Origin of the sequence: Kutzneria sp. NPDC051319 (assembly GCF_040682195.1) — a bacterium.
Classification (GTDB): domain Bacteria; phylum Actinomycetota; class Actinomycetes; order Mycobacteriales; family Pseudonocardiaceae; genus Kutzneria.
On record NZ_JBFBAM010000021.1, the window covers coordinates 36,164 to 60,272 of the forward strand.

The window sequence follows — 24,109 nt, forward strand, 5'->3', positions numbered from 1 at the left end:
ATTCTCGCGGTCGGCGTGATCGCGTCGACGGCCACGGCGGTGCCGCCGGTCGCCCTGGCGGGCACACCCGTCACGCCCAAACCCGGACCCGTTCCCACGACGCCGGCCCAACCGTCCAACCTGCCGACTCTTGACGACGGCTACGGGCCGACGCCACAGGAGTCGGCCGCGATGGCATCGGCCTCCGCGCAGGCCAAGGCCACGGGAAAACCGGTTCCGGTGGACAGTCTCACCACCGAGACCGCTCAGTACGCGGCGCAACCCAAGGGCGGCTTCCTGCTGACCGGCACCCCTGAGCCGGTGCGCACCAATCAGCACGGCAAGTGGGTTCCCATCGACACCACCCTGCGCCGCAACGCGGACGGATCGCTGTCCCCGGTAGCGACCGCCTATGGCTCTGTAACCCTTTCCGGAGGCGGCAAAGCGCCGCTGGCGACCACCGCGTCCGGGGTGACGACGTACTCCGTGTCCTGGACTGCATCGTTGCCCACACCGACGGTCGATGGCAGCACCGCCACGTACCACGACGTGCTGCCGGGAGTAGATCTCCAAGCCGCGGCTACCATCACCGGCGGTTTCTCAGAAGTCCTTGTGGTTAAGGACAAGCAGGCCGCAAGCAACCCGGCCCTGGCTAGGCTCCAACTGCCCACAAAGGTCTCCGGCGGCTCTGTCGCGACGGGGAAAACCGGCGGGATCACGGTGACGGGTGTCAAGGGCGGCAACACACTGGCCGCGTCGACGCCGTTCATGTGGGACTCCAACACCAAGGTCCCCACTCCGGCGAAGAACGGCCCGCGCACGCCGGCCGGCGCGCAGGTTGCGCCGGACGCGTCTACCAGCACGCATCCCGGTCTGGTCGCGCGGACCGGGTCGATCAAGGCCGAGGCGACCGCGAACACGCTCACCCTCGTGCCGGACAAGCGCCTGCTGGCCGACGCCGGCACGGTCTTCCCCCTCTACATCGATCCGTCGTTCCACTGGAAGAACCCGTCGGAGGACATGGGCAACCCGTCGTTCGACGAGGTGAAGCAGGGGTACCCGTGCACCGACACCTCGTTCTGGGACAAAACCGACCAAGCTGGTGACGGTGGCTACCTCGCCGTCGGCTACAACGATTTCGGCGGCGGTTGTCTCGGCGATATGCGCTCGTACTTCCAGTGGACGCTGCCGCAGGAGATCTGGGGCGCACACATCGGCAACGTGCTCGGTCAGCCTGGCGCGACCGCGAACTTCATCAAGGTCTACTCCGGCACCTGTGCCACCGGCAACATCAACCTGCACTGGAGCGGCGGTATCGGCCCGGACACGACCTGGCACCGCCAACCCGGTCCGGGGCCGATCATCGGGCAGCACTCCTGGGGGCCGGTCGACCGGCCCTGTGGCGCCAACACACCCGCCTCGATCACCTACGGCTACGACGTGACCAATGCGATTGCGCAGTCCGCGGCTGCACATGCCACACAGATCACTCTGGGGCTGTTCGACGACGGCGGTGAGGCCTCGCGCAGCGACGCCGCATACGCCCGCTTCGCGCACGACGCGAAGCTCGAGATCTACTTCAATCGGGCACCGAACACACCCGGAGCCAATGAGATGGCTGCGAAGTCGGGCGCCGACAACACGGGCTGTGACACTGCGGGCCAGGGGCCGTACCCCTACATGGGTAAGGCCCTCGCTACCAACACCCCGGTGCTCTCGACTCTGGTGTCCGATGTGGACGGCGACCATCTCCAGGCCGACTTCCAGTACTGGGTGGACAACTCCCCACCCACCGACGGATTCAGCGCGAACGACGTCGGCTCCGGCAGCACCGCGGCGTATTCGCTGCCGAACTCCTTCATCACCGGCCTGTCCAACGGACAGGTGGTGAGCTGGAAGACCAGGGTCACCGACGGCGAGGACTGGAGTGGCTGGTCACAGGTCTGCCATTTCACCGCCGAACCCACCGCGCCCTCGGCGCCGTCGATCACCTCCACCGACGGCAAGTACCCCGGCAACGGGACCCTGGGCGCAGTCGCCGGCACGCCGGGGCGCTTCACCGTGTCGTCCACCGGCGGCCAGGTGAGCAAGCTAGTGGAAGGCCTGGACGAGCCGAACCTGCCCAGGACGAATCCGCCGGCGGCCGATGTGATGACGCCCAACGGCAGCGCGGCCATCGCCACCGCGGGTCGGTGGAAGCTGAACGAGGGCAGCGGGACCAGCGCGGTCGATCTGGCCGGAAACGCGCCGGCCACGCTGACCGGCACTACGTCGTGGACCACGGATCCTGTGCACAGCAAGGTGTTGACGCTCAACGGCCAGGGCTTCGCCGCGACCAACGGGCCAGTGGTCAAGACCGACGGCAGCTTCACGGTGTCGGCCTGGGTCAACGAGACCTCTACGGACAGCGGTGGTTCGGTGTTGGGGCAGGACAGTGTGTTTGCCAGCGGCTTCTTCCTGGAGCACATTGACGGCAAGTGGTCGTTCTCGAAGCTGTCCAGCGACGATCTCAACGCGGGGGCGATTCGGGCGGAGTCGACGAACGCGCCGCAGCCGGGGGTGTGGACGCATCTTGCCGGTGTGTACGACGCCGCCAACGGCCGGTTGACGTTATACGTCAACGGTCAGGCGCAGGGAACGGCTGTCGACAGCACGCCGTACTCGGCCAACGGGCCGTTCACCATCGGCCGGGCGCAGTGGAACACGGCGCAGGGTGGCCTGTTCAGTGGGTCGATCAGTGATGTGCAGGCTTACCAGGCGGCGCTGAGCCCATCCGACATCGCGAAGGTAATCGCCGGCGGCCAGGTCGGCCCGGCGGCGCGGTGGCGGATGCTGGACGGCTCGGGCACGAGCCTGGCCGACGCCAGCGGTGGCAACCACCCTGTGACGCTGACGGGTGCGGGCGCCGCCTGGGCGCCGGCCACCGACGACGCGCCGGCGTTGAGGTTCGCCGGCCCCAGCGGGTACGGCGCCACCGCCGGTCCGGTCCTCGACACCACGCAGAGCTTTACGGTGTCGGGATGGGCCAAGATCAACGATCTGGACGGCTACTACGCGGTCGTGGGTCAGAACGGCACGCACACCTCGGCGTTCGAGATCCGATACTCACCCGATGTCAAGGCGTGGATCTTCGGCATGCCCTCGACGGACGCCACTGGCGACCATTACCAGTGGGCGTTCGCGAGCAACACGGTGAGCCAGGCCAACATGTGGACTCACGTGGCCGGTGTTTACGACGCGCAGACGCACCAGGTCAGCCTTTACGTCAACGGCGTGCTGATGGGGCAGAACTCTGTGACGTCGGTGATCCCCGCGCCCGGCCCGCTCGTGGTCGGGGCGACCGTCTTCAATGATGCGACCACGGCGTTTTTCCACGGCTCGATCTCGGACGTACAGGCGTACCAGACCGCGCTGAACGGTTCGGAGATCGCCGAGATAGCCGCGTCGGCGACGAGGGCGTACGCGCCGAAGTCTCCCGGCCCGCACACGATGACGGCCTACACGGCCAATGCGGCCGGTGACACCTCGGGCTACCAGAACTACACCTTTTATTCGAACTCCGACCCCAGCACCACGTGCGCCTCGCTGGCCGCGTGCTTCAACAACGTGTCGATCAGTCCGGACAGCAACAAGAAGATCGGCAACGCCGACGGCGGGAACTCGTTCTCCTCGGACGACCTCACCAACGCCGGGTGGGCCAGCGGGGGAACCGTCAGCGTCAACGGCGCGACGTTCACCCTGCCCCAGTTCGGCGCCGGCCAGGCTGACAACGTGCTAGCGGCCAACCAGACCATCACCGTCGGCCAGGGCGTCCAGCCCACCGGCCTCAGCTCGCTGGAGTTCCTGGCCACCGGGACCACCACGGACGGCGGAAAGATGCCTCCGTCGATCAAGGACAACCTGACGACGCCGTTCGTGCCGACCGGCACCGCTGTGGTGAGCAGTTGGTGCTTCGACTCGACCAAGCCCGGCTCATGGTGCGCGCCGAGAGGTGTCATCCACTACACCAACGGTTTCGACGCACCGTATTTCCTGACCGTCCCGGACTGGGTGAGCGGCCCGGGCGCGCTGGCAGCGGTGACGTTGCCGCACCGCAACGAGCAACTCGGCCAGAACAGCCAGCTCCAGACCAAGATGTATGCCTTCTCCGTGCCGCTGGTCCCCGGCCTCACCGTGGCGTCGGTGACGCTGCCGGACGTGGGCACGAGCCCGGCGGCCACGCAGGCGCTGCACATCTACGGCATGGCGACCCGCAACACCACCGTCGACGGGGCGGCGGCCGGCAAGACCTGGACCGGTGCGTGGAGCGGCCCGACGGAGGGCCTGTTCAACTACGGCTCGACCTTCTCCGACGTCACCTTCCGTGAGGCGGTGCGGCCGTCGATCGGCGGCGACACAGTGCGGATCAAGTTCGACAACGCCCTCGGCGCCACACCGTTGAACATCGCGCACGCCAGCATCGCCCTCGCGTCGGCCGGCGGCGTCGCGCCGACAGCAGTGCCCGCGGCAACACCGCTGGCCCTCAGCTTCGGCACCCATCCGGGCGTGACGCTGCCCGAGGGCGGCATGGCCTACTCCGACCCGATACACCTGACCGTGCCAGCCAACAAGTACGTGCTGGTGTCGTTCCAGGTGGCCAATGACAGCGTGCCGTACATCCCGACGCACACCGATTCCAACAACACCGGCTATGGCTTCGTCACCGCCAATGCCACGGTCGCCGACAAGACCAACCACTCCGATGATCACACCCTGGACACGACCGGAACTCCGTTCACCGCGAACGGGCTGGGTGGATTCGTCACGAACGTGGTGACCAACCTGGATGTCCAGACCAGCGGCGTGCCGACACAGGTGGTGCTGGGCGATGGCTTCATCGACCAGACGCAAGCGGGCCCGACCGGTCACCGGCCGCCGGCCGCCGGCAATCTCGCCGACGTCTTCACCACCACCGAGGCGACGACCCCGACGCCGTACGGTTCGGTGTCCGAAGGCATCGAGTCCAACCGAGTGATGCAGGACTACCCGACAGCCAACGGCGGTGGGCCGTCTCTGTTGTCCCGCATCGACCGCGACGTGCTCGACCAGCCGGGCCTGAGCACGGTCGTGCTCGAGGAGGGGTTGCAGGACGTGCTGGCCGGCAAGTCGGCCACGGACCTCACATCCAACGGACTGAGCCTGCTCACCTCTCAACTGTTCAACGCTGATGTCGCCTTCGTGGGCATGGGCCTGACACCGTGTCTCGGCTACGCCGGCAACGGGGCGGACCCGAACGATGCCTGCACGACCGCGGTGGACGACCAGCGGCAGGCCGCCAACACGTGGCTGTCCGGCTTGGCCGCGAATGGAAAGAAGTACTACGTCAACTCGGACAGTGTGGTCGGGGTGCCGGATGCCAGTGGGCAACGGGTGCAGTTGCACCCGGCCGCCGACAGCGGTGACCATGTCAACCTGAGCGATGCCGGGTTCGGCGCGCTGGCCTCCGTGTACCAGGGAGCACAGGACACCTGGAAGCTGGATGACGGCGCCACCACGAGCGACCCGACGATCGCCGCCGACAGCGCCGACAACGGCGCCAGTCCGTACTTCCTGACCAGCCTGCCCGCTGGTGGCAACCCGGCCACGTTGGCCGGCACGGCGACGTGGGAGGCCGACTCGACCGTCGGCGAGGCACTCAGCCTGGACGGGGTGTCCGGCCACGCCGCCACCGACGGCCCGGCACTGGACACCAGTCGCAGCTTCACGGTGTCCGCATGGGTGAACCCGAGCTCGTTGCCGGGCACCAACGCGACCGTGTTGGCCGAGGACGGTCAGCACAGCAGTGCGTTCTTCCTGTTCTACAACCCGGCCTCGAAGAGCTGGAATTTCGCGGTGTCGCCGACGGACACGCCGACCGCCACCCTGCCGTGCGTGATCGCGCCCGACCAGGCGGCCACCAACACCTGGACCCATCTGGTGGGTGTTTACGACGCCGTGGCGATGACCGAGAGCCTCTATGTGAACGGGAAGTTCATCAACCTGGTCCGCAATGTGTCGTCGTTCGCCGCCACCGGGCCGCTGACCATCGGGCGACAGCGGTGGAGGGATGCCGACGCAGGCTTCTTGCCCGGCAAGATCAGTGACGCACAGGCGTGGAACTACGCCCTGACGCCGACGCAGGTCTCGGCGTTGTACCAGCGGATCAACTGATCACCTGATCGCACAGAAGGCCCCGGAGCCGAAGCTCCGGGGCCTTCTGTGTCAGATCCGGTAGTCCCTGTCGAGGGCGTCGGTGATGAGCATGTGGCCGGGCGAGTGGGTGATGGCGAACGGGGGCTTGGACGCCATCACGGCGGCCTGAGGGGTGACACCGCAGGCCCAGAAGACGGGGACCTCACCGGTGCGAAGGTCAACGGGCGCACCGAAATCGGGGTGTTGGAGGTCGGAGATGCCGAGGGCGGAGGGATCCCCGACATGCACCGGCGACCCGTGCACGGCCGGCATCAGACGCGTCACCTCGACGGCGGTGGCGACGAGGGAGGCGGGGACGGGGCGCATGGAGACGACGAGGGGTCCGCGGAGGCGAGGGGTGGGGCGGCAAGGGCGGTTGGTGATGTACATGGGGACGTTGGTGCCGCGGAGGGGAATGCCGGCGGCCAACAGAAAAGACTCGAAGGTGAAGCTGCAGCCGATGAGCACGGCGACGAGGTCGTCGCGCCAGAAGTCGGTGGCGTCGGGGCATTCGGTGTGGAGGGAGCCGTCGACCCAGACGCGGTAGGAGGGCAGGTCGGTGCGGAGGTCGGCGTCGGGGGCGAGTGCAGTGTGGGGGACACCGGTGTCGGTGACGTCGAGGACGGGGCAGGGCTTGGGGTTGCGCTGGGCGAAGAGCAGCACGTCGTAGGCCCAGTCGGCGGGCACGGCGATGAGGTTGGCCTGGGTGTGGCCGGGAGCCAGGCCGGAGGTGGGCGTGACGAGGCCGGAACGGAAGCGCGCACGAGCGTCGGCAGCGGTCACGAATTCAGGGTAGCGATGTAGTAAGCGCGCATATAGTATGTGTGCATGACAACTTACGAGTTCGAGCACACGGTGACGACCACGGCGACGCCGGCGGCGGTGTGGGCGAAGTGGAGCGACCCGGCGGACTGGCCGAGCTGGGACGAGGGGCTGGCGAAGGTGACGCTGGACGGCGAGTTCGTCCAAGGGGCGAGAGGGGAGCTGACGGTGGCGGGCCGGCCGCCGCTGGGGTACGTGCTGACGGAGGTGAGGCCGGGTGAAGGGTTCACCGACGAGACGGAGATGCCGGGCGGGGTGCTGCGGTTCGTGCACCGGATCGAGCCGGCGGGCGACGGCCGCTGGCTGCTCACACATCGGTTGGAGATCGAGGGCGACGACGAGCTGGCGGCGATGGGACCGATGATCACGGAGGACTTTCCCGACGCGGTCGGGGCACTGGCGAGAATGTGCGAATGAACGACGAGCCGCGGTCCCGCTGGACCGGCCCCGGGCGCAGCCCCGGCTTCCTGCTCTGGCGGGTGACGCTGGCCTGGCAGCGGGCGATGCGCGCGGCGCTGGCGCCGCACGGCCTCACCCACGTGCAGTTCGTGTTGCTGGCCACGTCCTGGTGGCTGGGGGATCACGAGGAGTCGCCGACCCAGCAGCGTCTGGCCGAGCAGGCCGGCACCGACACGATGATGACCAGCCAGGTGGTTCGCAAACTGGCCGACCGCGGCCTGGTCAATCGCACGCCGGACCCCCGGGACGCCCGGGCGCTGCGCATAGTGGTCACGCCGGACGGACGTGAGGTGCTGGCGGCGGCGCTGCGGGATGTGGAGCGGGCCGACGCCGAGTACTTCGCCGGTGTGGACGACGACTTTGTCGCCGGCCTGGCCCGACTGCTGCGTTAGGGATACGGCTTTTCCTTGGGGCGCAAAGCCTCGACGCGGTCGATCCGCCGGTCGCGGACCAGGTCGCGGATCTCGTGGGCCAGGGCGGTGACGTCGGTGATCTCCTGGGTCCGCCTGGTAGACGGTGATGAGCCGCTCGTCGTAGGCGGCGTTGATCGTCTTCATCTCCTACCCACTGCACGCGGCGGTGGCAAAAGACTTCCCGCCCAGGCAGACGAAACCGGCGGCGGCGGCGAGGTCCTGGGGGCTGCGGTCACGCAAGGAGGCCTGGGCGGCGGCGAGGGCGGACGGGGCGGGGAGGCCGGCGAGGAGCTGGCGGTGGAAGGCGGTCATCAGCGGGGCGGTGGCGAGGTCGGGAATCGGTACCACGGAAGCGATGAGCGTGGCGGTGCCGCGCGAAAGGAAGGTGGCGGACAGGCCGAGGAGCTCGTCGCCGGTGCAGACCAGGGATCGCCCGATGTCGCACGAAGCGAGCACAACGGTGTGCGGAACCTGCTGGGCCCGTTCGAGATCGTGCACGACCAGCGGCCCGTCGTGCAGCCGCAGGCTGGTGAACAGGGGATTGTCCAAGGCCAGGCGGCCATGTGCGGCCAGGTGGGCGACGCCGCAGCTGCGGAGGAGCCCGAGCACCCGGTCGACGGTGGCGTCCAACCAAGGTGTGACGCCGTAAAGCGAAGCGACGGCGATGGCTTCCGAGCGAGCGCCGGAAAGGCCGGGCCCGGCGACAACGGCGACACCGGGACGGGCGTCGAATCGTGTTGACTGCCAAAGGGTTGCCGACGGCGACACGGTCACCGGGAGCCCGATGCGGCTGGGCAGCACCGACCACGGCAGGTCGTGCAACGGCCCGGTCGGCACCACGACCAGCGGCCGATCGTCCACACGGAATGGTCCCAGCAGGAGATTGTCCAGCCGTGCAGCGGCATCCTCCAGCAAGGTCAGCGCGGCCGGCGACGGCCGCCGGGCCAGCCGGTGCAGGGCGAACGGCAGCCGCTCGACCAAGCCGGCGACGTCGGCCACCGACCCGAGCGGCACCAGCGAGGAAACACCGTCGACCACGCCGATGCCGTGCAGCTGACCGTCGAGCTGGACGAACTCCACCAGGGCGTTCGAACCGAGATCCAGCTCAGCCAGCGAAACCGGCTCCACGACACGGAAATCGCCGCCTCGGTGCAGCCGCACATGATCCCGGATCCGATGCTCTAACCCGACCTGCCGCCGCGCGGAACGGGCGTTGCGGACGACGCTGCGCAGCTGGGCCAACAGGTCGGCCAACACGGGATCGTCCGGTGGCAGCACGGGCTGGTGCACCAGGCGACGACTCCGCTCCGCCCACGAGAAAACCTGCGCCACCCGGCCGTCCCGCAACGCCGCCCGCAGACCGAGCTCGGTCAGCTCCGCTCGATGCACGGCCGAATACGCGCGGAGATCCGTTGCCCCCAAAGACATGCTGTACTCGTCCAACACCCGCAGCCCATGCCGCAGCGCCCGCGACGATCCGGCCGTGTCGCCGGAACGCTGCCGCAGCAACGCCTCCGCATACCAACCCCGGGCCCGAAGACCGGCCGGCCCACGGCGACGAGCCTGGGCGGCCTCGCCCAGCAACTCCGCGTCGTCCAGCACCAAAGCCGCCGCCAGTCGAGCCTCCAGGGCGGCGGCGGGCCAACCGGAACGCACCAAGGCCGCCACCATGTCCCGCATTCCACGCCGCGAAACGGAAAGGCCGAGCGCCAGCGACGACCGTACGACGATCAACCGCGCCAACTCCGCCCACTCGGTGCGCTGCTGCCGCAGGAACTGCCGCCGGGCCCGCCGGGCCTGTGTCAACGCCGTCGGCCAGTCGCGGGCCAGCAGCGCCGCCTGCGCCTGCAACACCAACGCCCCCGGCAACAGCAGGCCGCGCCGCTCAACAGAGAACGCATGCACGGCTCGTTCCGCCGCTTCCTGCGCCTCCGACGCCGAACCGACCGCCAACAACAGCTCGCCCCGGTCCATGAACACCGGCCCCAGCTGCCCGCCCTCGGCGCCGATCGCCCGCTCCGCGCGGTCGAGATGCGCCAGCGCGGCCGGCACGTCGCCACGCAGCGTCTCCATGAAGCCGAGGTTCTCGGCGATGATGCCGGTCGCCAGGTGCCGGCCGAGTTTGCGGGCCAGCTGATCGGCCGCCGTCAGGTCGGCCTCGGCTGCGCCGAACGAGTGACGTTCGGTGTGGAGGATGCCGCGGTTGACGAGAGTGCGTTGCAGATTCAGCAAATCACCCGTACGGCGCAGCAGCGGCACCGCGACCTGGTACTCGGAGTGCGCCTCGGACAGCCGCCCGAGCTGGTGCAGCATGTCCGCCCGCTGGGCCCGGGCCCGCGCCCGACCGGCCCCGTCAAGATCGGGTACGGCCAGGTCGATCTCCCGGAGCGCCGGCCCCGGCCGACCCTGCTGCAACAGCGCCGCCGCCAGCAGAATCCGGCTCTCCGCCGCCAGTTCCGCCCGTGCGGAAACGGCGATCGACCTCCGCAAATGCACCGCTGCGGCCACCACGTCACCGGACTGGAGCAGCGACCGCCCCCATGCCCGCTCGGCGATCGACAGCGCCTCCGTGTCGCCGTCACGACGGGCCCGCAGCACCGCCGCCGCGCACGCCGGCCCGGCGCGTCCGGCGGCCCGGTCAGCCAGCCGCAGCGCCTCCTCGGCCACCGCGAGCGCGGTACCGCTGTTCACACCAAAGAGGATGAACCCGTCACACCCGTCCCGAAAATGCGATTAACCGGGATGTATCACGGGTGCCGCCGGCGGCTCGGTGATGCATGAGGAGGGGACAACCTATGGACGAGCTGATCGTCGACAGCCGTCACTGCGACGAGGTCGTGGAGCTGCTGACCGACCGGTTGCACGTGCTGCCCGCCGACCACTACCGGGACGCGGACGGCGTCATCGGCCTCACACTGGTCGGGCCGCTCGACTTCGCAGGCTACGAGCCGGCCGCCCGCAAGCAGTACGCGGACGAGACCGACCTGACCGGCATGGACCTGCTGTTCTACGACATCGGCCGCCGCTTCGCCGACGAGCACGGCTTCGTGCCGCTGCTCGACCGCAACACCGAGGACGTGTTGGCCAACCCGCAGCACAAGGGGTTCGGGCCGGCGTTCGCCTACGACCACGTCGTGCCGATCCCGGATACCGCCGCCGGGGAGGGCGTGCACATCGGCGTGATCGACACGGCGCCGACTCGGCACCCGGACCTGCCGCCCTCGCACGTGCTGACCGACACCTACTTCGACCCCGACGAGACCTCGAAGATGGTGGCCGGCCACGGCACGTTCGTCGCCGGCCTGATCCGGCAGAAGGCCCCGGCGGCGATGATCCACATGCGGGCCGGCCTGTCCTCGGACACCGGCCGGACCAGCCGCTGGCAGCTGGCCAAGGACATCGGCGCGTTCGTCGGCGACGACATCCAGATCCTCAACCTGTCGCTGGGATTCGAGGACGCCGAGGTGCCCGCGTCGACCGCCCGCGCACTGTCCCGGTTGAGTCCGGCGGTGTTTGTCGTCGCGGCCGCCGGCAACGACCACACCGACCGGGTCTGGCCGGGCGCGTTCGGCTCCGTGCTCGACGTGGCCTTCACCGGCGGCGAGACCTGGTCCTGGATCAACGCCGCCGCACCCGACGACTGCCCGAGCGCCTACCTGTACGGCACCTTCGAGGACACACCGTTCACCGGCTACGCGACCTGGCACGGCAGTTCCTTCGCGTCCGCGTTCGTCACCGGCTCGATCGCGGCCCGCATGACCACGGCGGACATGAGCGCGGCGGAGGCGTACCGCTCGCTGACGCTCGACGCCGACTCGATGGTGGCGGCGCTGCATGCCTGACGTCGCCGAGTTGGTCCTGCGGGCCAGGCGCGGCGAGCAGGCCGCGTGGGACGAGATCGTGGAACGGTTCGCGCCGCTCGTGTGGGCCGTGTGCCGGCGACACAACCTGTCGGCCGCCGACACCGACGACGTCAACGCCACCGTGTGGCTGCGGCTCGTCGAACGCCTCAACACCCTGCGGGAGGCCGCCGCGCTGCCCGGCTGGATCGCCACCACCACCCGCAACGAGTGCCTGCATCTGTTGCGAGACAAGAAGAAGCAGATCAGCGTCGAGGACATCGACGGGCCCGACGAGCGGCCCGAGCTCGACGCGTGGCTGCTCATGCAGGAGCGGCACATCGCGTTGCGGGTGGCCTTCCGGGAGCTGTCGGAGCGCTGCCGGCAGCTGCTCAACCTGCTGTTCGCCGAGGAAACCGTCCGCTACGCCACGATCTCCGCCAAGATCGGCGTGCCGGTCGGCAGCATCGGGCCCAGCCGCATGCGGTGCCTCGACACCCTCCGCGGCAACCCCGCGCTGGCCGCATTCGAGGAGGAGTCGTGACCGGTTTCTGGGACGGCGACGACCAGCTGCTGGCCGACCTCGCCGAGGCCGTCCTCGCCGCCCGCGAGGTGCCCCCGCGCCTGGTCGACGCCGGCAAGGCCGCCTTCGCGTGGCACACCGTCGACGCCGAACTGGCCGCGCTGGCCTTCGACTCCGACGTCGAGCCCGCCGCCATGCGGGCCGAGACCGCCACCCTGCGGGCCATGACCTTCGTGGCCAGCCACGCCACCATCGAGGTCGAGGTCACTGCCGACGCCCTGCTCGGCCAGGTCGCCCCGCCCCGCTCCGGCGAGCTCCTCGTCCGCCAGGCCGACGGCCTCGTCCGCACGGTCCAGGTCGACGCCCTCGGCTGGTTCACGATCCGCCCCCGCCCCACTGGCCTGTTCCGCCTCGAACTCACCCAGTCCAGCGGGCCTCGCGTCCTGACGGCCTGGACCTCGCTGTAAACCGTGCCGCTGCCCACCCCGGCCCCTGCTACCGTCGAATGAGGGGCGATAGATCCCCGTATATCGCGCTGACCAGGGTTTATGCACCACGGCGGGTTCTTGTCGGGGCGGCGGCCTAGGCTGAACAGCGTGTCGAGGTGCATTCAAGGGGGACTGTCGAAGTGACCCAGCCCGGCCGACTGTCCGGTCTGCTGACCGCCGTGCTCGCGGACAAGTCGCTGCGTGAGGCGCTGGGGGCGGTGGAGCAACCACGCCTGGAGCTGGAGGGCCCGCCGGCCGGGCGGCCGCTGCTGGTGGCGGCGCTGGCCACGGAGCGCCCGGTGCTGGCGATCACGGCGACGGGCCGCGAGGCGGACGAGCTGGCGGCGATCGCCAAGGACCTGCTCGGCCCGGACGCGGTGGAGCTGTTCCCGTCCTGGGAGACGCTGCCGCACGAACGGTTGTCGCCGCGGGCGGACACCGTGGGCCGGCGGCTGGAAGTGCTGCGGAGGCTGGCGCATCCGGAGGAGCATCCGGCGGGCCAGGTCAAGGTGATCGTCGCGACGATCCGCAGCCTGATCCAGCCGATGGCCCCGCAGTTGGGCGAACTGGCCCCGGTGCACCTGGAGATCGGCGCGGAGCACGACTTCCGCCAGCTGGTGGAGCGCCTGGCCGAGCTGGCCTACGTCCGTGTGGACATGGTGGAGAAGCGCGGCGAGTTCGCGGTCCGCGGCGGCATTCTCGACGTCTTCCCGCCGACCTCGGAGCACCCGGTCCGGGTGGAGTTCTGGGGCGACGAGGTGAGCGAGATCCGGCCGTTCTCCGTGGCCGACCAGCGCTCGCTGCCGGGGGAGATCCAGGCCTTCACGGCCCCGCCGTGCCGGGAGCTGCTGCTCACCGACGACGTCAAGGCCCGGGCGGCGGAGCTGGCCGCGGACCACCAGGCCGACGCGCAACTGGCGGAGATGCTGGACAAGCTGTCCAACGGCATCGCGGTGGAGGGCATGGAGGCCCTGATCCCGGCGCTGTGCCAGGGCGAGCTCCAGCTGCTCACGGAGGTCGTGCCCGAGGGCACGATCGTGCTGGTCAACGACCCGGAGAAGATCCGCACCCGGGCCCAGGACCTGGTCCGCACGGGCCAGGAGTTCCTCGAGGCCTCGTGGATGGCGGCAGCCAGCGGCGGCAAGGCCCCGATCGACCTGGGGGCCTCGGCCTACCGCGCGCTGGCGGACGTCGCGACGACCACAGTGGACAGTGGTCGCGCCTGGTGGACGCTGAGCCAGCTGACCTCGGACGCGGAAGGCGTGCTGCGCCTGGACGTGGCGCCGGTGGAGGCCTACCGCGGCGAGGTGGACCGGGCCTTCGCGGACCTGCGGGCCCACACGGCGACCGGCGGGACGGCGCTGCTCATCGTGCCGGGAACCGGTACGGCGCAACGGGCCGTGGAACAGATGTCCGACGCGGAGGTGCCCGCGCGCCTGGCCGAGAACGGCCTGTTCGACGCCCCGGAGCCGGGTGTCGTCACGGTCGCCCGCGGCTCGATGGAGGACGGCTTCCTGGCCGGCGGTCTCGGCCTCGTCGTCCTCACGGAGACGGACCTGACCGGCGGCCGCGGCGGCACGTCCACGCGGGACATGCGCAAGATGCCGTCCCGCCGCCGCAACGCCGTGGACCCGCTGGCCCTCAAGCCCGGCGACTACGTGGTGCACGAACAGCACGGCATCGGCCGCTACGTGGAGATGGTGCAGCGCACGGTCGCCGGCGCCACCCGCGAGTACCTGGTGCTGGAGTACGCGGCCAGCAAGCGCGGCCAGCCCGGCGACCGCCTGTTCGTGCCGACCGACCAGCTCGACGAGGTCTCCCGCTACGTCGGCGGCGAGCTGCCCACGCTGAACAAGCTCGGCGGCTCGGACTGGAAGAACACCAAGGCCAAGGCCAAGAAGGCGGTCAAGCAGATCGCCGCCGAGCTGGTGCAGCTCTACGCCGCGCGCCAGTCCGCCCCCGGCCACGCCTTCGGCCAGGACACGCCGTGGCAGCGTGAGCTGGAGGACGCCTTCCCCTTCACCGAGACGGCCGACCAGCTGGCCGCCATCGACGAGGTCAAGGGCGACATGGAGCGCGCGGTCCCGATGGACCGGGTGATCTGCGGCGACGTCGGCTACGGCAAGACGGAGATCGCGGTCCGGGCGGCGTTCAAGGCGGTGCAGGACGGCAAACAGGTGGCGGTGCTGGTGCCGACCACGCTGCTGGCCCAGCAGCACCTCAACACGTTCAACGAGCGCATGCGGCAGTTCCCGGTCAACGTCAAGGGACTGTCCCGGTTCACCGACCCGATGGAGTCGGAGAAGGTCGTGGCCGGCCTGGCCGACGGCGAGGTCGACATCGTCATCGGCACGCACCGCCTGTTGCAGACCGGCTTGCGCTACAAGGACCTCGGCCTGGTCATCGTGGACGAGGAGCAGCGCTTCGGCGTCGAGCACAAGGAGCACATCAAGGCGCTGCGCACGCACGTCGACGTGCTGACCATGTCGGCCACGCCGATCCCGCGCACGCTGGAGATGAGCCTGGCCGGCATCCGCGAGATGTCGACCATCCTCACCCCGCCCGAGGAGCGGCACCCGATCCTCACCTACGTCGGCGCCTACGACGACAAGCAGGTCGGCGCGGCCATCCGCCGCGAGCTGCTGCGCGACGGCCAGGTCTTCTTCGTGCACAACCGGGTCTCCTCGATCGAGCGGGCGGCCCGCCGGATCCGCGAGCTGGTGCCGGAGGCCCGCGTCGCCACCGCGCACGGCCAGATGAACGAGGACCGCCTCGAGAAGATCATCGAGGGCTTCTGGGAGCGCGAGTTCGACGTCCTGGTCTGCACCACGATCGTCGAGACCGGCCTGGACATCTCCAACGCCAACACGCTGATCGTGGAGCGCGGCGACCTGCTCGGCCTGGCCCAGCTGCACCAGCTGCGCGGCCGCGTCGGCCGGGCCCGGGAACGCGGCTACGCCTACTTCCTGTACCCGCCGGACGGCACGCTGACCGAGACCGCGCACGACCGGCTGGCCACCATCGCGCAGAACACCGAGCTGGGCGCCGGCATGGCCGTGGCCATGAAGGACCTGGAGATCCGCGGCGCCGGCAACATCCTCGGCGCCGAGCAGTCCGGCCACATCGCCGGCGTCGGCTTCGACCTCTACGTGCGGCTGGTCGGCGAGGCGGTCGAGGCGTTCCGCAAGCACGCCGGCGCGCCGTCCGAGGAGGACGCCGAGGAGATGGCCGAGGTCCGCGTCGACCTGCCCGTGGACGCGCACATCCCGCACGACTACGTGCCGGGCGAGCGGCTGCGGCTGGAGGCGTACCGCAAGATCGCGGCGGCCTTCGACGAGACCATGCTGACGGCGGTCAGGGAGGAGCTCCAGGACCGCTACGGCCAGCCGCCGGCCCCGGTGGAGCGGCTGCTGGCGGTGGCGCGGTTCCGCCAGACCTGCCGCCAGCACGGCGTGACCGAGGTGGCCACCCAGTCCAGCTCGATCCGGTTCGCGCCGATGGAGCTGATGGATTCCCAGCTGGTGCGGTTGAAGCGGCTGTATCCGAAGGCCCTGTACAAGCCGACCACGCACACCGTGTCGGTGCCGCGGCCGACGGAGGGCCCGGCCGGCGGCCGGATCGGCGCGCCGCCGCTGCGGGACACCGAGCTGCTGGACTGGTGCGCCCACTTCGTGGAGACCTTGCTCGGAAAACCCAAGCCGGTAGCCGCTGGTTGAGATCATCTTCGCTGTGAGAGAGTGCGCACTGTGACGATCGCCATTCGCCGTCCCATCGCAGTTCTCGCCGCGTGCGCCGCTGTCGGCGCCCTGGTCACCGGCTGTGGTGCCGGCCCGGGTGGCGGTGACATCGGCGCCGCGGCAGTGATCGGCGGCACGACGATCCCCCTCGACGTCGTCCAGCAGAACATCACCAACGTGCTGGTCGGCAGCGCCGACGCGCGCAAGATGCAGCAGCAGAAGCCGAGCACCTTCCCGCAGATCGCCCGGACGATCGTGGGCCTGTCGGTGCTGCACGAGGCGACCAGCCAGCTGGCGGCCAAGTCCGGCATCAAGATCGACCAGGCCCAGGTGGACCAGGTGTACGGCCCGGCCACCGCGGCCGGCAAGGGGCTGGGCCTGAGCCAGACCGCCGACGTCCAGGCCAAGGGCCCGCTGCTGCGTGACTACATCGGCGACGAGATGGTGTGGAGCAAGCTCGGGGCCAAGCAGGTCAAGACCGCGCTGGCCACCGTGGACTACGCGCAGGTGGCGGACCGCAACGCCGCCCAGGCGCTGGTGAACAAGGTCGTCGCGCACCCCGAGGACGACAAGAAGCTGTTCTCGGCCACCGCCGGCGCGGCCGTCGACGCCGCCGCGACGCCGACCGGCGTGCCCCAGGACCTGGTCCTGCTGTTCGCCGCCAACGCCGGCGAGGTCGTCGCCTTCCCGATGCAGTCCGAGAACGCATGGGCGGTCGTCTACGTCAAGAAGCGTGTGGACAACGCCGGCGACACCACGGGCGGCCAGGACACCAGCCAGCTCGCCGAGACCTTCGGCCAGCTGCAGGCGTTCCGCTTCGCCCAGCAGGCCGGCCTGACCCTGAACCCGCGCTTCGGCGTGTGGGAGCCGCTGCTCGGCCAGGTCTCGCCCAGCGACGGCGAGTCCTCGACCATTTCGGCGCCGGTGCGGAACCCGAAGTCGTGACCGCTGTTGTCGTCCTGCTCAGCCCGCGCCTGCCCGGCGTGCTGCCGGCGGCGGCGCTGCCGGCGCTGCGGGCCGCGACCGAGGTGTGGGCGGGCAAGGATGTGCCGGAGCAGCTGCGGCAGTCCCTCGGGGCCCGCGAGCTGGCGGCCGAAGAGCTGACCGACGACGCGGTCCTGATCGCCACCGACGCCACCGAGCCGGCCGCGGCCGCGCTGCTGGCGGCCGGGGCGACCCGGATCGACACCCCGGAGCCGGTCGGTGCCGCGCTGCTGGACGCGGCGTCGGTGATGGACCGGCTGCGTTCGCCCGGCGGCTGCCCGTGGGATGCGGAGCAGACGCACGAGTCGCTGCGGCAGTACCTGGTCGAGGAGACCTACGAGCTGCTGGAGGCGATCGAGGACGGCGACCGGGCGGCGCTGCGCGAGGAGCTCGGCGACGTGCTGCTCCAGGTGCTGTTCCACGCCCGCGTGGCCGCCGAGAACGGCGACGACCCGTTCGACATCGACAACGTGGCCGGCGACCTGGTGGACAAGCTGGTCGGACGGCATCCGCACGTGTTCGCCACCGAGGAGGAGGGCTTCGAACTCGACCGGCACGACCGGCGGTGGGAGGAGCTCAAGCAGGCCGAGAAGAAGCGCGAGTCCAGCGTGGACGGCGTTGCTCTCGGCCAGCCCGCGGTGTCGCTGGCGGCCAAGCTGACCCAGCGCGTCGCCCGCGTCGGCCTGCCGGTGGACCTGCTGCCCTCGGGCGACGACACCGGCGCGACGCTGTTCGGCGTCACCGCCGTGGCCAAGCTGACCGGCGAGGATCCCGAGAGCGAGCTGCGGGGCGTGGCCCGGCAGTTCGAGCGAGACGTGCGGGCCGCGGAGCTGTCGGCCAAGGCGGCCGGACTGGACCCGACGCGGCTGACCGCGGACGACTGGCGCCGGCACTGGCCGCCGCGTCACTCTCCCTTGGCCACGTAGCCTGGGTGACATGGCCTACTCGACCCCACCGCGCTCGCAGGCCGAGTCGCCATACCCACCTCCGCCGCCGCCCCCGCGCAAGGGCCGCGGCGGCGAGATCTTCGGCAAGGTCTTCCTGATCGCGCTGGTGCTCCTGCTGGGCGCCGGCGCGATCTATGCCGTCAACTGGCTGAGCCATCCCGGCCCGCCGACGCCGACGGGGCCGACCGGGCCGCCGCCGTTCCGGGTGCCGCCGCTGGACGTGGCCAAGAACTCCGCGATCCCCGGCCCGGCCACCCCACCGCCGGCCGCGCAGACCGCGGCGCCCAAGGAGAACCTCCAGGGCTGGCTCACCCGCGTCGCCTACTACAGCGACGTGCCGGAGCGGGTGCTCACCGCCTACGCCCACGCCGATCTGGCCTACCAGGCCAAGGACCCGTCCTGCCACGTCACCTGGGCCACGCTGGCCGGCGTCGGGCGGGTCGAGTCCAAGCACGGTCGCTACGGCGGCGCCAGCGTGCTGGACAGCGGCGAGGAGTCCCGGCCGATCATCGGCCCCGCGCTGGACGGCAGCCCCGGCTTCCTGGCCGTGCCGGACACCGACAAGGGCGTGCTGGACGGCGACACCAAGTGGGACCACGCCGTCGGCCCCATGCAGTTCGCGCCGGCCACCTGGCACCGCTGGGGCGTGCGGGCCAGCGACGACGGCAAGGCCGCGGACCCGCAGGACATCGACGACGCCGCCATGACCGCGGCCCGCTACCTGTGCGCGATGGGCGGCGACCTGTCGGTGCCGAAGAACTGGTGGTCGGCCGTGCTGACCTACAACAACTCCACCGCCTACGGCCAGGACGTCTTCAGCAACGCCGACGCCTACGGCAAGGTCAGCCTGGGCAAGCTCTGAGCTGTTCGGAAGGGACCATTCCTCCACTCGGAGTGGAGGAAGTACGCCTTCACGTCGTCAGTTGCCGGCCTGGGCGTCGCCGGGACGGCCAAGGGACAGGCGGGCGCTGACCTCGCCGAGGGCCTCCTGGTACTCGGGCAGCGGGTACATCGCCACGGCCAGCCGGAGCTTGGTGATGGCCTCCGCGAACCGGCCCTGGCGCTGCAGGGTCTTGCCCAGCGCGAACAGCGAGTAGTGGTCGCTGGGATCCATCTCGACGAGTCGGGTGAAGGCCTCTTCGGCCCGTCTGAACTGGGCGGAGTTGAGGTAGGCGCGGCCCGCGAGCTGGATGACGCTCGGCAGGTCCGGCTCGGCCTCGACCACCGGACGCAGTTCGCGCAGCGCGTCCAGCGGACGGCCGTTCGACACCAGCGCCTCGGCTCTGCGGAACGCCTCGAAGGTGCTGTCGCTCATGGTCGTCCCCACAGTACGCAAGATCGCGGGTGACTTCGATGGACCATCCGGGGACATCGCCGGAGACAGGTGGCGCGCACGACCAGCAGTTTGATAGATTTAACGGTCAGAACGCACAGCTCAAGGCCACGAAAAAACGTGTCTGCGCCAGAATATAACGGTGAGTGAGGTCAGTTGTCAAGCCCTGCGAGTATTCCGGACAGTCAGGAAATCGACCGAGAGCAGGAATACGTCGCCATGCTCTACGGCCGGCTCGACGACCTCCGGGAACAGACGTCGCGCCGGCTGGCCCGCGTGCTGCTGGAGACGGGCGGCACGCCGCAGGCCCGTTCCGAGCGTGACACGGCGACGGCAATGCACTCGAGCGATCTCGCCCAGTACAGCGCGGTCGAGAACGGCCTCTGTTTCGGGCGGCTCGATTTCGAGAACGGCGAACTTCAGCACATCGGGCGAATCGGCATCTTCCGCACCGAGGGTGACTACGAACCGCTGCTGATGGACTGGCGCGCCCCCGCGGCCCGCCCCTTCTACCTCGCCACCGCCGCCTCGCCCGACGGCGTGACCCGCCGCCGGCACATCCGCACCCGCCGCCGTGCCGTGGTCGGCCTGGACGACGAGGTCCTGGACCTGGCCCAGGCCGTGCCCGGCCGCAACGAGGGCCTGGTCGGCGAGGCGACGCTGCTGGCCGCGGTGGGCGCCAGCCGCACCGGCCGGATGAGCGACATCGTCGCCACCATCCAGGCCGAGCAGGACCGGATCATCCGGTCCGAGCTCAACGGCGTGCTGGTCGTGCAGGGCGGGCCCGGCACCGGCAAGACGGCGGTGGCCCTGCACCGCGCCGCCTACCTGCTCTACACCCACCGCCGCCAGCTGGAGAAGCGCGGCGTGCTGGTGGTCGGCCCCAACTCCACCTTCCTCAACTACATCAGCCAGGTCCTGCCGTCGCTGGGCGAGACCGGCGTGCTGCTCAACACCGTCGGCGAGCTCTACCCGGGGCTCAAGGCCGTCGGCGCCGAGCCGGTCGAGGTCAGCGCGGTCAAGGGCCGCCTGGTCATGGCCGAGGTGCTCGCGTCGGCGGTGCGGGACCGGCAGTGGGTGCCGCGGGACGGCATCGAGATCCCGCACGAGCGCGACACGCTGGTGCTGGACCGCAAGACGGTGGCCGATGCTCGGGGCCGGGCCCGGCGCTCGCGCCGCCCGCACAACGCGGCCCGTCCCGTCTTCGAGCGGGAGATCATCGGCGCGTTGGCCCGGTTGGTGGCCAACCGGCTCGGCTCGCAGTTCCTCGACGCCGACGACGTCAGCGACATCCGGTCCGAGCTGCGCGAGGACGAGCGGGTGATGGCGGCGATCGACAAGCTGTGGCCGATCCTCACGCCCGAGCAGCTGCTGACCGACCTGTACGCGTCCGAGAAGCGGATCAACGCCGCCGGCCGCGGGCTCAGCCAGCGGGAGCGCCAGCTGCTGCGCCGCGAGCCCGGCGCCGAGTGGACGCCGGCCGACGCGCCGCTGCTGGACGAGGCCGCCGAGCTGCTGGGCGAGGACGACCGCGCCCTCAAGGCGGCGGCCGCGGCCAAGCGCCGGCAGGACCTCGCCTACGCCCAGGGCGTGCTGGACATCCTGGACCTCCAGGACGAGTCCGACCCCGATGTCCTGATGGCCGTGGACATGCTGAACGCCGACGCCCTGGTCGCCCGCGTCGCCCAGAGCGACTACCTGACCGCCGCCGAGCGCGCCGCCGACGACCGCACCTGGACCTTCGGCCACGTGATCGTGGACGAGGCGCAGGAGCTGTCGGAGATGGTGTGGCGGGTGCTGATGCGCCGCTGCCCCAGCCGTTCCATGACCGTGGTCGGCGACATCGCGCAGACCGGCGACCTGGCCGGCACCACGTCGTGGGGCCAGGCGCTCAGCCCGTACGTGGCCAACCGGTGGCGGCTGGCCGAACTCACCGTGAACTACCGGACCCCGGCCGAGATCATGGCCGTGGCCACCGACGTGCTGGCCAGCCTCGACCCGGACGCCGTGCCGCCGAGCTCGGTCCGTGACTCGGGACTGCCGCCGTGGCACGAAGAAGTCGACGATCTGGCCGAGGCGGTGCCCCGCGCCGTGGCGCGGGAGGAGAAGCGGCTGGACGACGGCCGCCTCGCGGTGCTGGTGCCGCGCTCGCTGGCCGGCGCGTTCGCGGTCGGCGGCGACGACCTGGAGAGCCCGGTGGTGGTGCTGACCGTCGGACAGGCCAAGGGGCTCGAGTTCGACTCGGTGCTGCTGGTCGAACCGGAGTTGATGTTGACCGAGTCGCCGCGGGGCGCGAACGACCTGTACGTGGCCATGACCAGGGCGACCAAGCGCCTCGGCGTGCTCCATACCGGACAACTCCCGGCGGTGCTCGCGAAGCTGACCCCTTTCTCCCTCGATTCAGAATGATTACGCTCTCGTTTCGGCACGCGAGCGTGCCGCCTCCGGGTGATCTGTCCACCCGGCTAGGCTGGTTGTGGGATGAGCCCCTGAACGCTGGATAGGAGCTGTTGTGGCGGTCATCGAGCAGGTCGGCGCGCGCGAGATCCTGGACTCGCGAGGCAACCCGACCGTCGAGGTAGAGGTCGCGCTGGACGACGGCACGCTGGCCAGGGCCGCGGTGCCCTCCGGCGCGTCGACCGGTGAGCACGAGGCCGTCGAGCTGCGTGACGGCGACACGACCCGGTACAACGGCAAGGGCGTGGAGAAGGCCGTCACCGCCGTCCTCGACGAGATCGGCCCCGAGCTGGTCGGCATCGAGGCCGTCGAGCAGCGGGTGGTCGACCAGAAGCTGGTCGACCTGGACGGCACCCCGGACAAGGGGCGCCTGGGCGCGAACGCCATCCTCGGCGTCTCGCTGGCGGTGGCCAAGGCCGCCGCCGAGTCCAGCGGGCTGGAGCTGTTCCGCTACCTGGGCGGCCCCAACGCGCACATCCTGCCGGTGCCGATGCTGAACATCCTCAACGGCGGTTCGCACGCGGACACCGACGTGGACATCCAGGAGTTCATGATCGCGCCGATCGGCGCCGAGTCCTTCCGCGAGGGCCTGCGCTGGGGCGTCGAGGTCTACCACGCCCTCAAGTCCGTGCTGAAGAGCAAGGGCCTGGCCACCGGCCTGGGCGACGAGGGCGGCTTCGCGCCCAACCTGTCCAGCAACCGCGAGGCGCTGGACCTGATCGCCGTGGCCGTCGAGAAGGCCGGCTACAAGCTGGGCCGCGACGTGGCGCTGGCGCTGGACGTGGCCGCCACCGAGTTCTACTCGGACGGCGCCTACACCTTCGAGCAGTCCAAGCGCAGCGCGGAGCAGATGACCGCGTACTACGCCGACCTGGTCAGCTCGTACCCGATGGTCTCCATCGAGGACCCGCTGTCCGAGGACGACTGGGACGGCTGGGTGCAGCTGACCGCCGAGCTCGGCGACAAGGTGCAGATCGTCGGCGACGACCTGTTCGTCACCAACCCGGAGCGCCTGGAGGAGGGCATCTCCCGCCGCGCCGCCAACGCGCTGCTGGTGAAGGTCAACCAGATCGGCACGCTGTCGGAGACGCTGGACGCGGTCGCGCTGGCCACCTCCTACGGCTACCGCTCGATGATGAGCCACCGGTCCGGCGAGACCGAGGACACCACCATCGCCGACCTCGCGGTGGCCACCGGCGTCGGCCAGATCAAGACCGGCGCCCCGGCCCGCGGCGAGCGCACCGCCAAGTACAACCAGCTGCTGCGCATCGAGGAGACCCTCGGTGACGCCGCCCGCTACGCCGGCGAGCTGGCCTTCCCGCGGTTCACCGCCGAGGCCTGATGCCCGAGCGCGAGCACGGTCGGCAGCCCCGGCGCAGGCAGGACACGTCCAGCCAGCGCCGCGGGCCCGACCGTGCTCGCCGCGCGGCGGCCAAGCCGGCCGCCGCGGAGCAGGACCAGCCGGCCCCGCGGCCGCGCCGCAGCACGTCCCGCCAGGACACGGGCCGCACCCGCACCGGCGGCGCGTTCGGGCTGTCGGCCACCAGGCAGGCCGCGGTGCTGGCGATGGTCGTCTGCGCCCTGGCGCTGTCCATCGCGGTGCCGCTGCGGACGTACCTGACGCAGCACGCGCAGGTGCAGCAGGAACTGGCCCAGCAGGCCAAGCTGCAACAGCAGGCCGAACAGCTGGAGCAGCGCAAACAGCAGTTGGCCGACCCCGCGCAGATCCAGGCCGAGGCGCGCAGCCGTCTGGGCATGGTGATGCCGGGGGAGACGCCGTACACGGTGCAGCTGCCCGGCGACGGGCAGCAGGGCGGCCAGCACGGCTCGCCGCAGCAGCAGGCGTCGGGCCGGCCTTGGTTCGATCAGTTGTGGGATTCGATCACCGGGAGTGGCTCGTGACGGCGGGGATCAGGGA

The 24,109-nt window shown here is 70.4% G+C and carries 16 protein-coding genes; 13 read left to right on the forward strand and 3 right to left on the reverse strand.

What is annotated here, in order from left to right; all coding sequences use genetic code 11:
* The first annotated feature begins 15 nt into the window (after positions 1–15).
* Complete coding sequence (locus AB0M73_RS22330; RefSeq protein WP_363893265.1) at positions 16–6,168, forward strand: LamG-like jellyroll fold domain-containing protein; 6,153 nt, start codon at positions 16–18, stop codon at positions 6,166–6,168.
* Between the two features lie 51 nt (positions 6,169–6,219).
* Here the strand turns inward: AB0M73_RS22330 and AB0M73_RS22335 are convergent, their stop codons facing one another.
* Positions 6,220–6,972, reverse strand: coding sequence for a putative hydro-lyase (locus AB0M73_RS22335; protein ID WP_363893268.1), 753 nt, complete (start codon positions 6,970–6,972; stop codon positions 6,220–6,222).
* A gap of 45 nt (positions 6,973–7,017) precedes the next feature.
* On the opposite strand from AB0M73_RS22335, the gene AB0M73_RS22340 reads away from it, so the two are divergent.
* Together AB0M73_RS22340 and AB0M73_RS22345 are read left to right on the forward strand one after the other, a co-directional pair.
* Positions 7,018–7,428: an SRPBCC family protein gene (locus AB0M73_RS22340; RefSeq protein ID WP_363893271.1), complete on the forward strand. Its 411-nt coding sequence runs from the start codon at positions 7,018–7,020 to the stop codon at positions 7,426–7,428.
* Positions 7,425–7,862 carry a MarR family transcriptional regulator gene (locus AB0M73_RS22345; protein ID WP_363893274.1) on the forward strand — a complete coding sequence of 146 codons (438 nt, stop codon included), beginning with the start codon at positions 7,425–7,427 and terminating at the stop codon, positions 7,860–7,862. Before AB0M73_RS22340 ends, AB0M73_RS22345 begins: the two co-directional genes overlap by 4 nt.
* Before the next feature lie 168 nt (positions 7,863–8,030).
* On the opposite strand, the gene AB0M73_RS22350 is transcribed toward AB0M73_RS22345, so the two are convergent.
* The gene (locus AB0M73_RS22350) at positions 8,031–10,574 is read right to left on the reverse strand and encodes a CHAT domain-containing protein (RefSeq protein WP_363893277.1); all 2,544 of its coding nucleotides are present in this window, start codon (positions 10,572–10,574) and stop codon (positions 8,031–8,033) included.
* Between the two features lie 104 nt (positions 10,575–10,678).
* Here AB0M73_RS22350 and AB0M73_RS22355 point away from each other — a divergent pair, with 104 nt between their 5' ends.
* The 7 genes from AB0M73_RS22355 (at position 10,679) to AB0M73_RS22385 (ending at position 19,263) form a co-directional block, all read left to right on the forward strand.
* Complete coding sequence (locus AB0M73_RS22355) at positions 10,679–11,725, forward strand: S8 family serine peptidase (RefSeq protein ID WP_363893280.1); 1,047 nt, start codon at positions 10,679–10,681, stop codon at positions 11,723–11,725.
* Positions 11,718–12,266 (forward strand): sigma-70 family RNA polymerase sigma factor, encoded by a 549-nt coding sequence (locus tag AB0M73_RS22360; protein WP_363893283.1) that lies wholly within the window; start codon positions 11,718–11,720, stop codon positions 12,264–12,266. The genes AB0M73_RS22355 and AB0M73_RS22360 overlap by 8 nt, the downstream gene beginning before the upstream one ends.
* Entirely contained in the window at positions 12,263–12,712 is a 450-nt protein-coding gene (locus AB0M73_RS22365; protein WP_363893286.1) for a hypothetical protein, read from the forward strand. The genes AB0M73_RS22360 and AB0M73_RS22365 overlap by 4 nt, the downstream gene beginning before the upstream one ends.
* A 161-nt stretch (positions 12,713–12,873) precedes the next feature.
* Positions 12,874–16,449 carry a transcription-repair coupling factor gene (mfd, locus tag AB0M73_RS22370; RefSeq protein ID WP_363893289.1) on the forward strand — a complete coding sequence of 1,192 codons (3,576 nt, stop codon included), beginning with the start codon at positions 12,874–12,876 and terminating at the stop codon, positions 16,447–16,449.
* Positions 16,450–16,479: 30 nt separating this feature from the next.
* Positions 16,480–17,415 carry a hypothetical protein gene (locus tag AB0M73_RS22375; RefSeq protein WP_363893292.1) on the forward strand — a complete coding sequence of 312 codons (936 nt, stop codon included), beginning with the start codon at positions 16,480–16,482 and terminating at the stop codon, positions 17,413–17,415.
* On the forward strand, positions 17,412–18,380 hold the full coding sequence (locus tag AB0M73_RS22380) for a MazG family protein (RefSeq protein ID WP_363893294.1): 969 nt from the start codon (positions 17,412–17,414) through the stop codon (positions 18,378–18,380). Before AB0M73_RS22375 ends, AB0M73_RS22380 begins: the two co-directional genes overlap by 4 nt.
* Before the next feature lie 10 nt (positions 18,381–18,390).
* Positions 18,391–19,263: a murein transglycosylase gene (locus AB0M73_RS22385; RefSeq protein WP_363893298.1), complete on the forward strand. Its 873-nt coding sequence runs from the start codon at positions 18,391–18,393 to the stop codon at positions 19,261–19,263.
* Between the two features lie 57 nt (positions 19,264–19,320).
* On the opposite strand, the gene AB0M73_RS22390 is transcribed toward AB0M73_RS22385, so the two are convergent.
* On the reverse strand, positions 19,321–19,716 hold the full coding sequence (locus AB0M73_RS22390; RefSeq protein WP_363893301.1) for a tetratricopeptide repeat protein: 396 nt from the start codon (positions 19,714–19,716) through the stop codon (positions 19,321–19,323).
* Positions 19,717–19,953: 237 nt separating this feature from the next.
* Here AB0M73_RS22390 and AB0M73_RS22395 point away from each other — a divergent pair, with 237 nt between their 5' ends.
* The 3 genes from AB0M73_RS22395 to AB0M73_RS22405 all read left to right on the forward strand — a co-directional run bounded on the left by AB0M73_RS22395 (position 19,954) and on the right by AB0M73_RS22405 (position 24,093).
* Positions 19,954–22,143 (forward strand): UvrD-helicase domain-containing protein, encoded by a 2,190-nt coding sequence (locus AB0M73_RS22395; protein ID WP_363893304.1) that lies wholly within the window; start codon positions 19,954–19,956, stop codon positions 22,141–22,143.
* A 103-nt stretch (positions 22,144–22,246) separates the two neighbouring features.
* Positions 22,247–23,533 carry a phosphopyruvate hydratase gene (gene eno, locus AB0M73_RS22400; protein ID WP_363893307.1) on the forward strand — a complete coding sequence of 429 codons (1,287 nt, stop codon included), beginning with the start codon at positions 22,247–22,249 and terminating at the stop codon, positions 23,531–23,533.
* On the forward strand, positions 23,533–24,093 hold the full coding sequence (locus AB0M73_RS22405) for a cell division protein FtsL (RefSeq protein WP_363893310.1): 561 nt from the start codon (positions 23,533–23,535) through the stop codon (positions 24,091–24,093). Before eno ends, AB0M73_RS22405 begins: the two co-directional genes overlap by 1 nt.
* The last annotated feature ends 16 nt before the right edge of the window (positions 24,094–24,109 follow it).

Excerpts from the sequence above, each read along its gene's own strand:
- AB0M73_RS22340 (WP_363893271.1), top strand. The coding sequence starts at position 7,018 with ATGACAACTTACGAGTTCGAGCACACGGTGACGACCACGGCGACGCCG.
- AB0M73_RS22345 (WP_363893274.1), top strand. The coding sequence starts at position 7,425 with ATGAACGACGAGCCGCGGTCCCGCTGGACCGGCCCCGGGCGCAGCCCC.
- AB0M73_RS22355 (WP_363893280.1), top strand. The coding sequence starts at position 10,679 with ATGGACGAGCTGATCGTCGACAGCCGTCACTGCGACGAGGTCGTGGAG.
- AB0M73_RS22360 (WP_363893283.1), top strand. The coding sequence starts at position 11,718 with ATGCCTGACGTCGCCGAGTTGGTCCTGCGGGCCAGGCGCGGCGAGCAG.
- AB0M73_RS22385 (WP_363893298.1), top strand. The coding sequence starts at position 18,391 with ATGGCCTACTCGACCCCACCGCGCTCGCAGGCCGAGTCGCCATACCCA.
- AB0M73_RS22390 (WP_363893301.1), bottom strand. The coding sequence starts at position 19,716 with ATGAGCGACAGCACCTTCGAGGCGTTCCGCAGAGCCGAGGCGCTGGTG.
- AB0M73_RS22395 (WP_363893304.1), top strand. The coding sequence starts at position 19,954 with ATGCTCTACGGCCGGCTCGACGACCTCCGGGAACAGACGTCGCGCCGG.
- AB0M73_RS22405 (WP_363893310.1), top strand. The coding sequence starts at position 23,533 with ATGCCCGAGCGCGAGCACGGTCGGCAGCCCCGGCGCAGGCAGGACACG.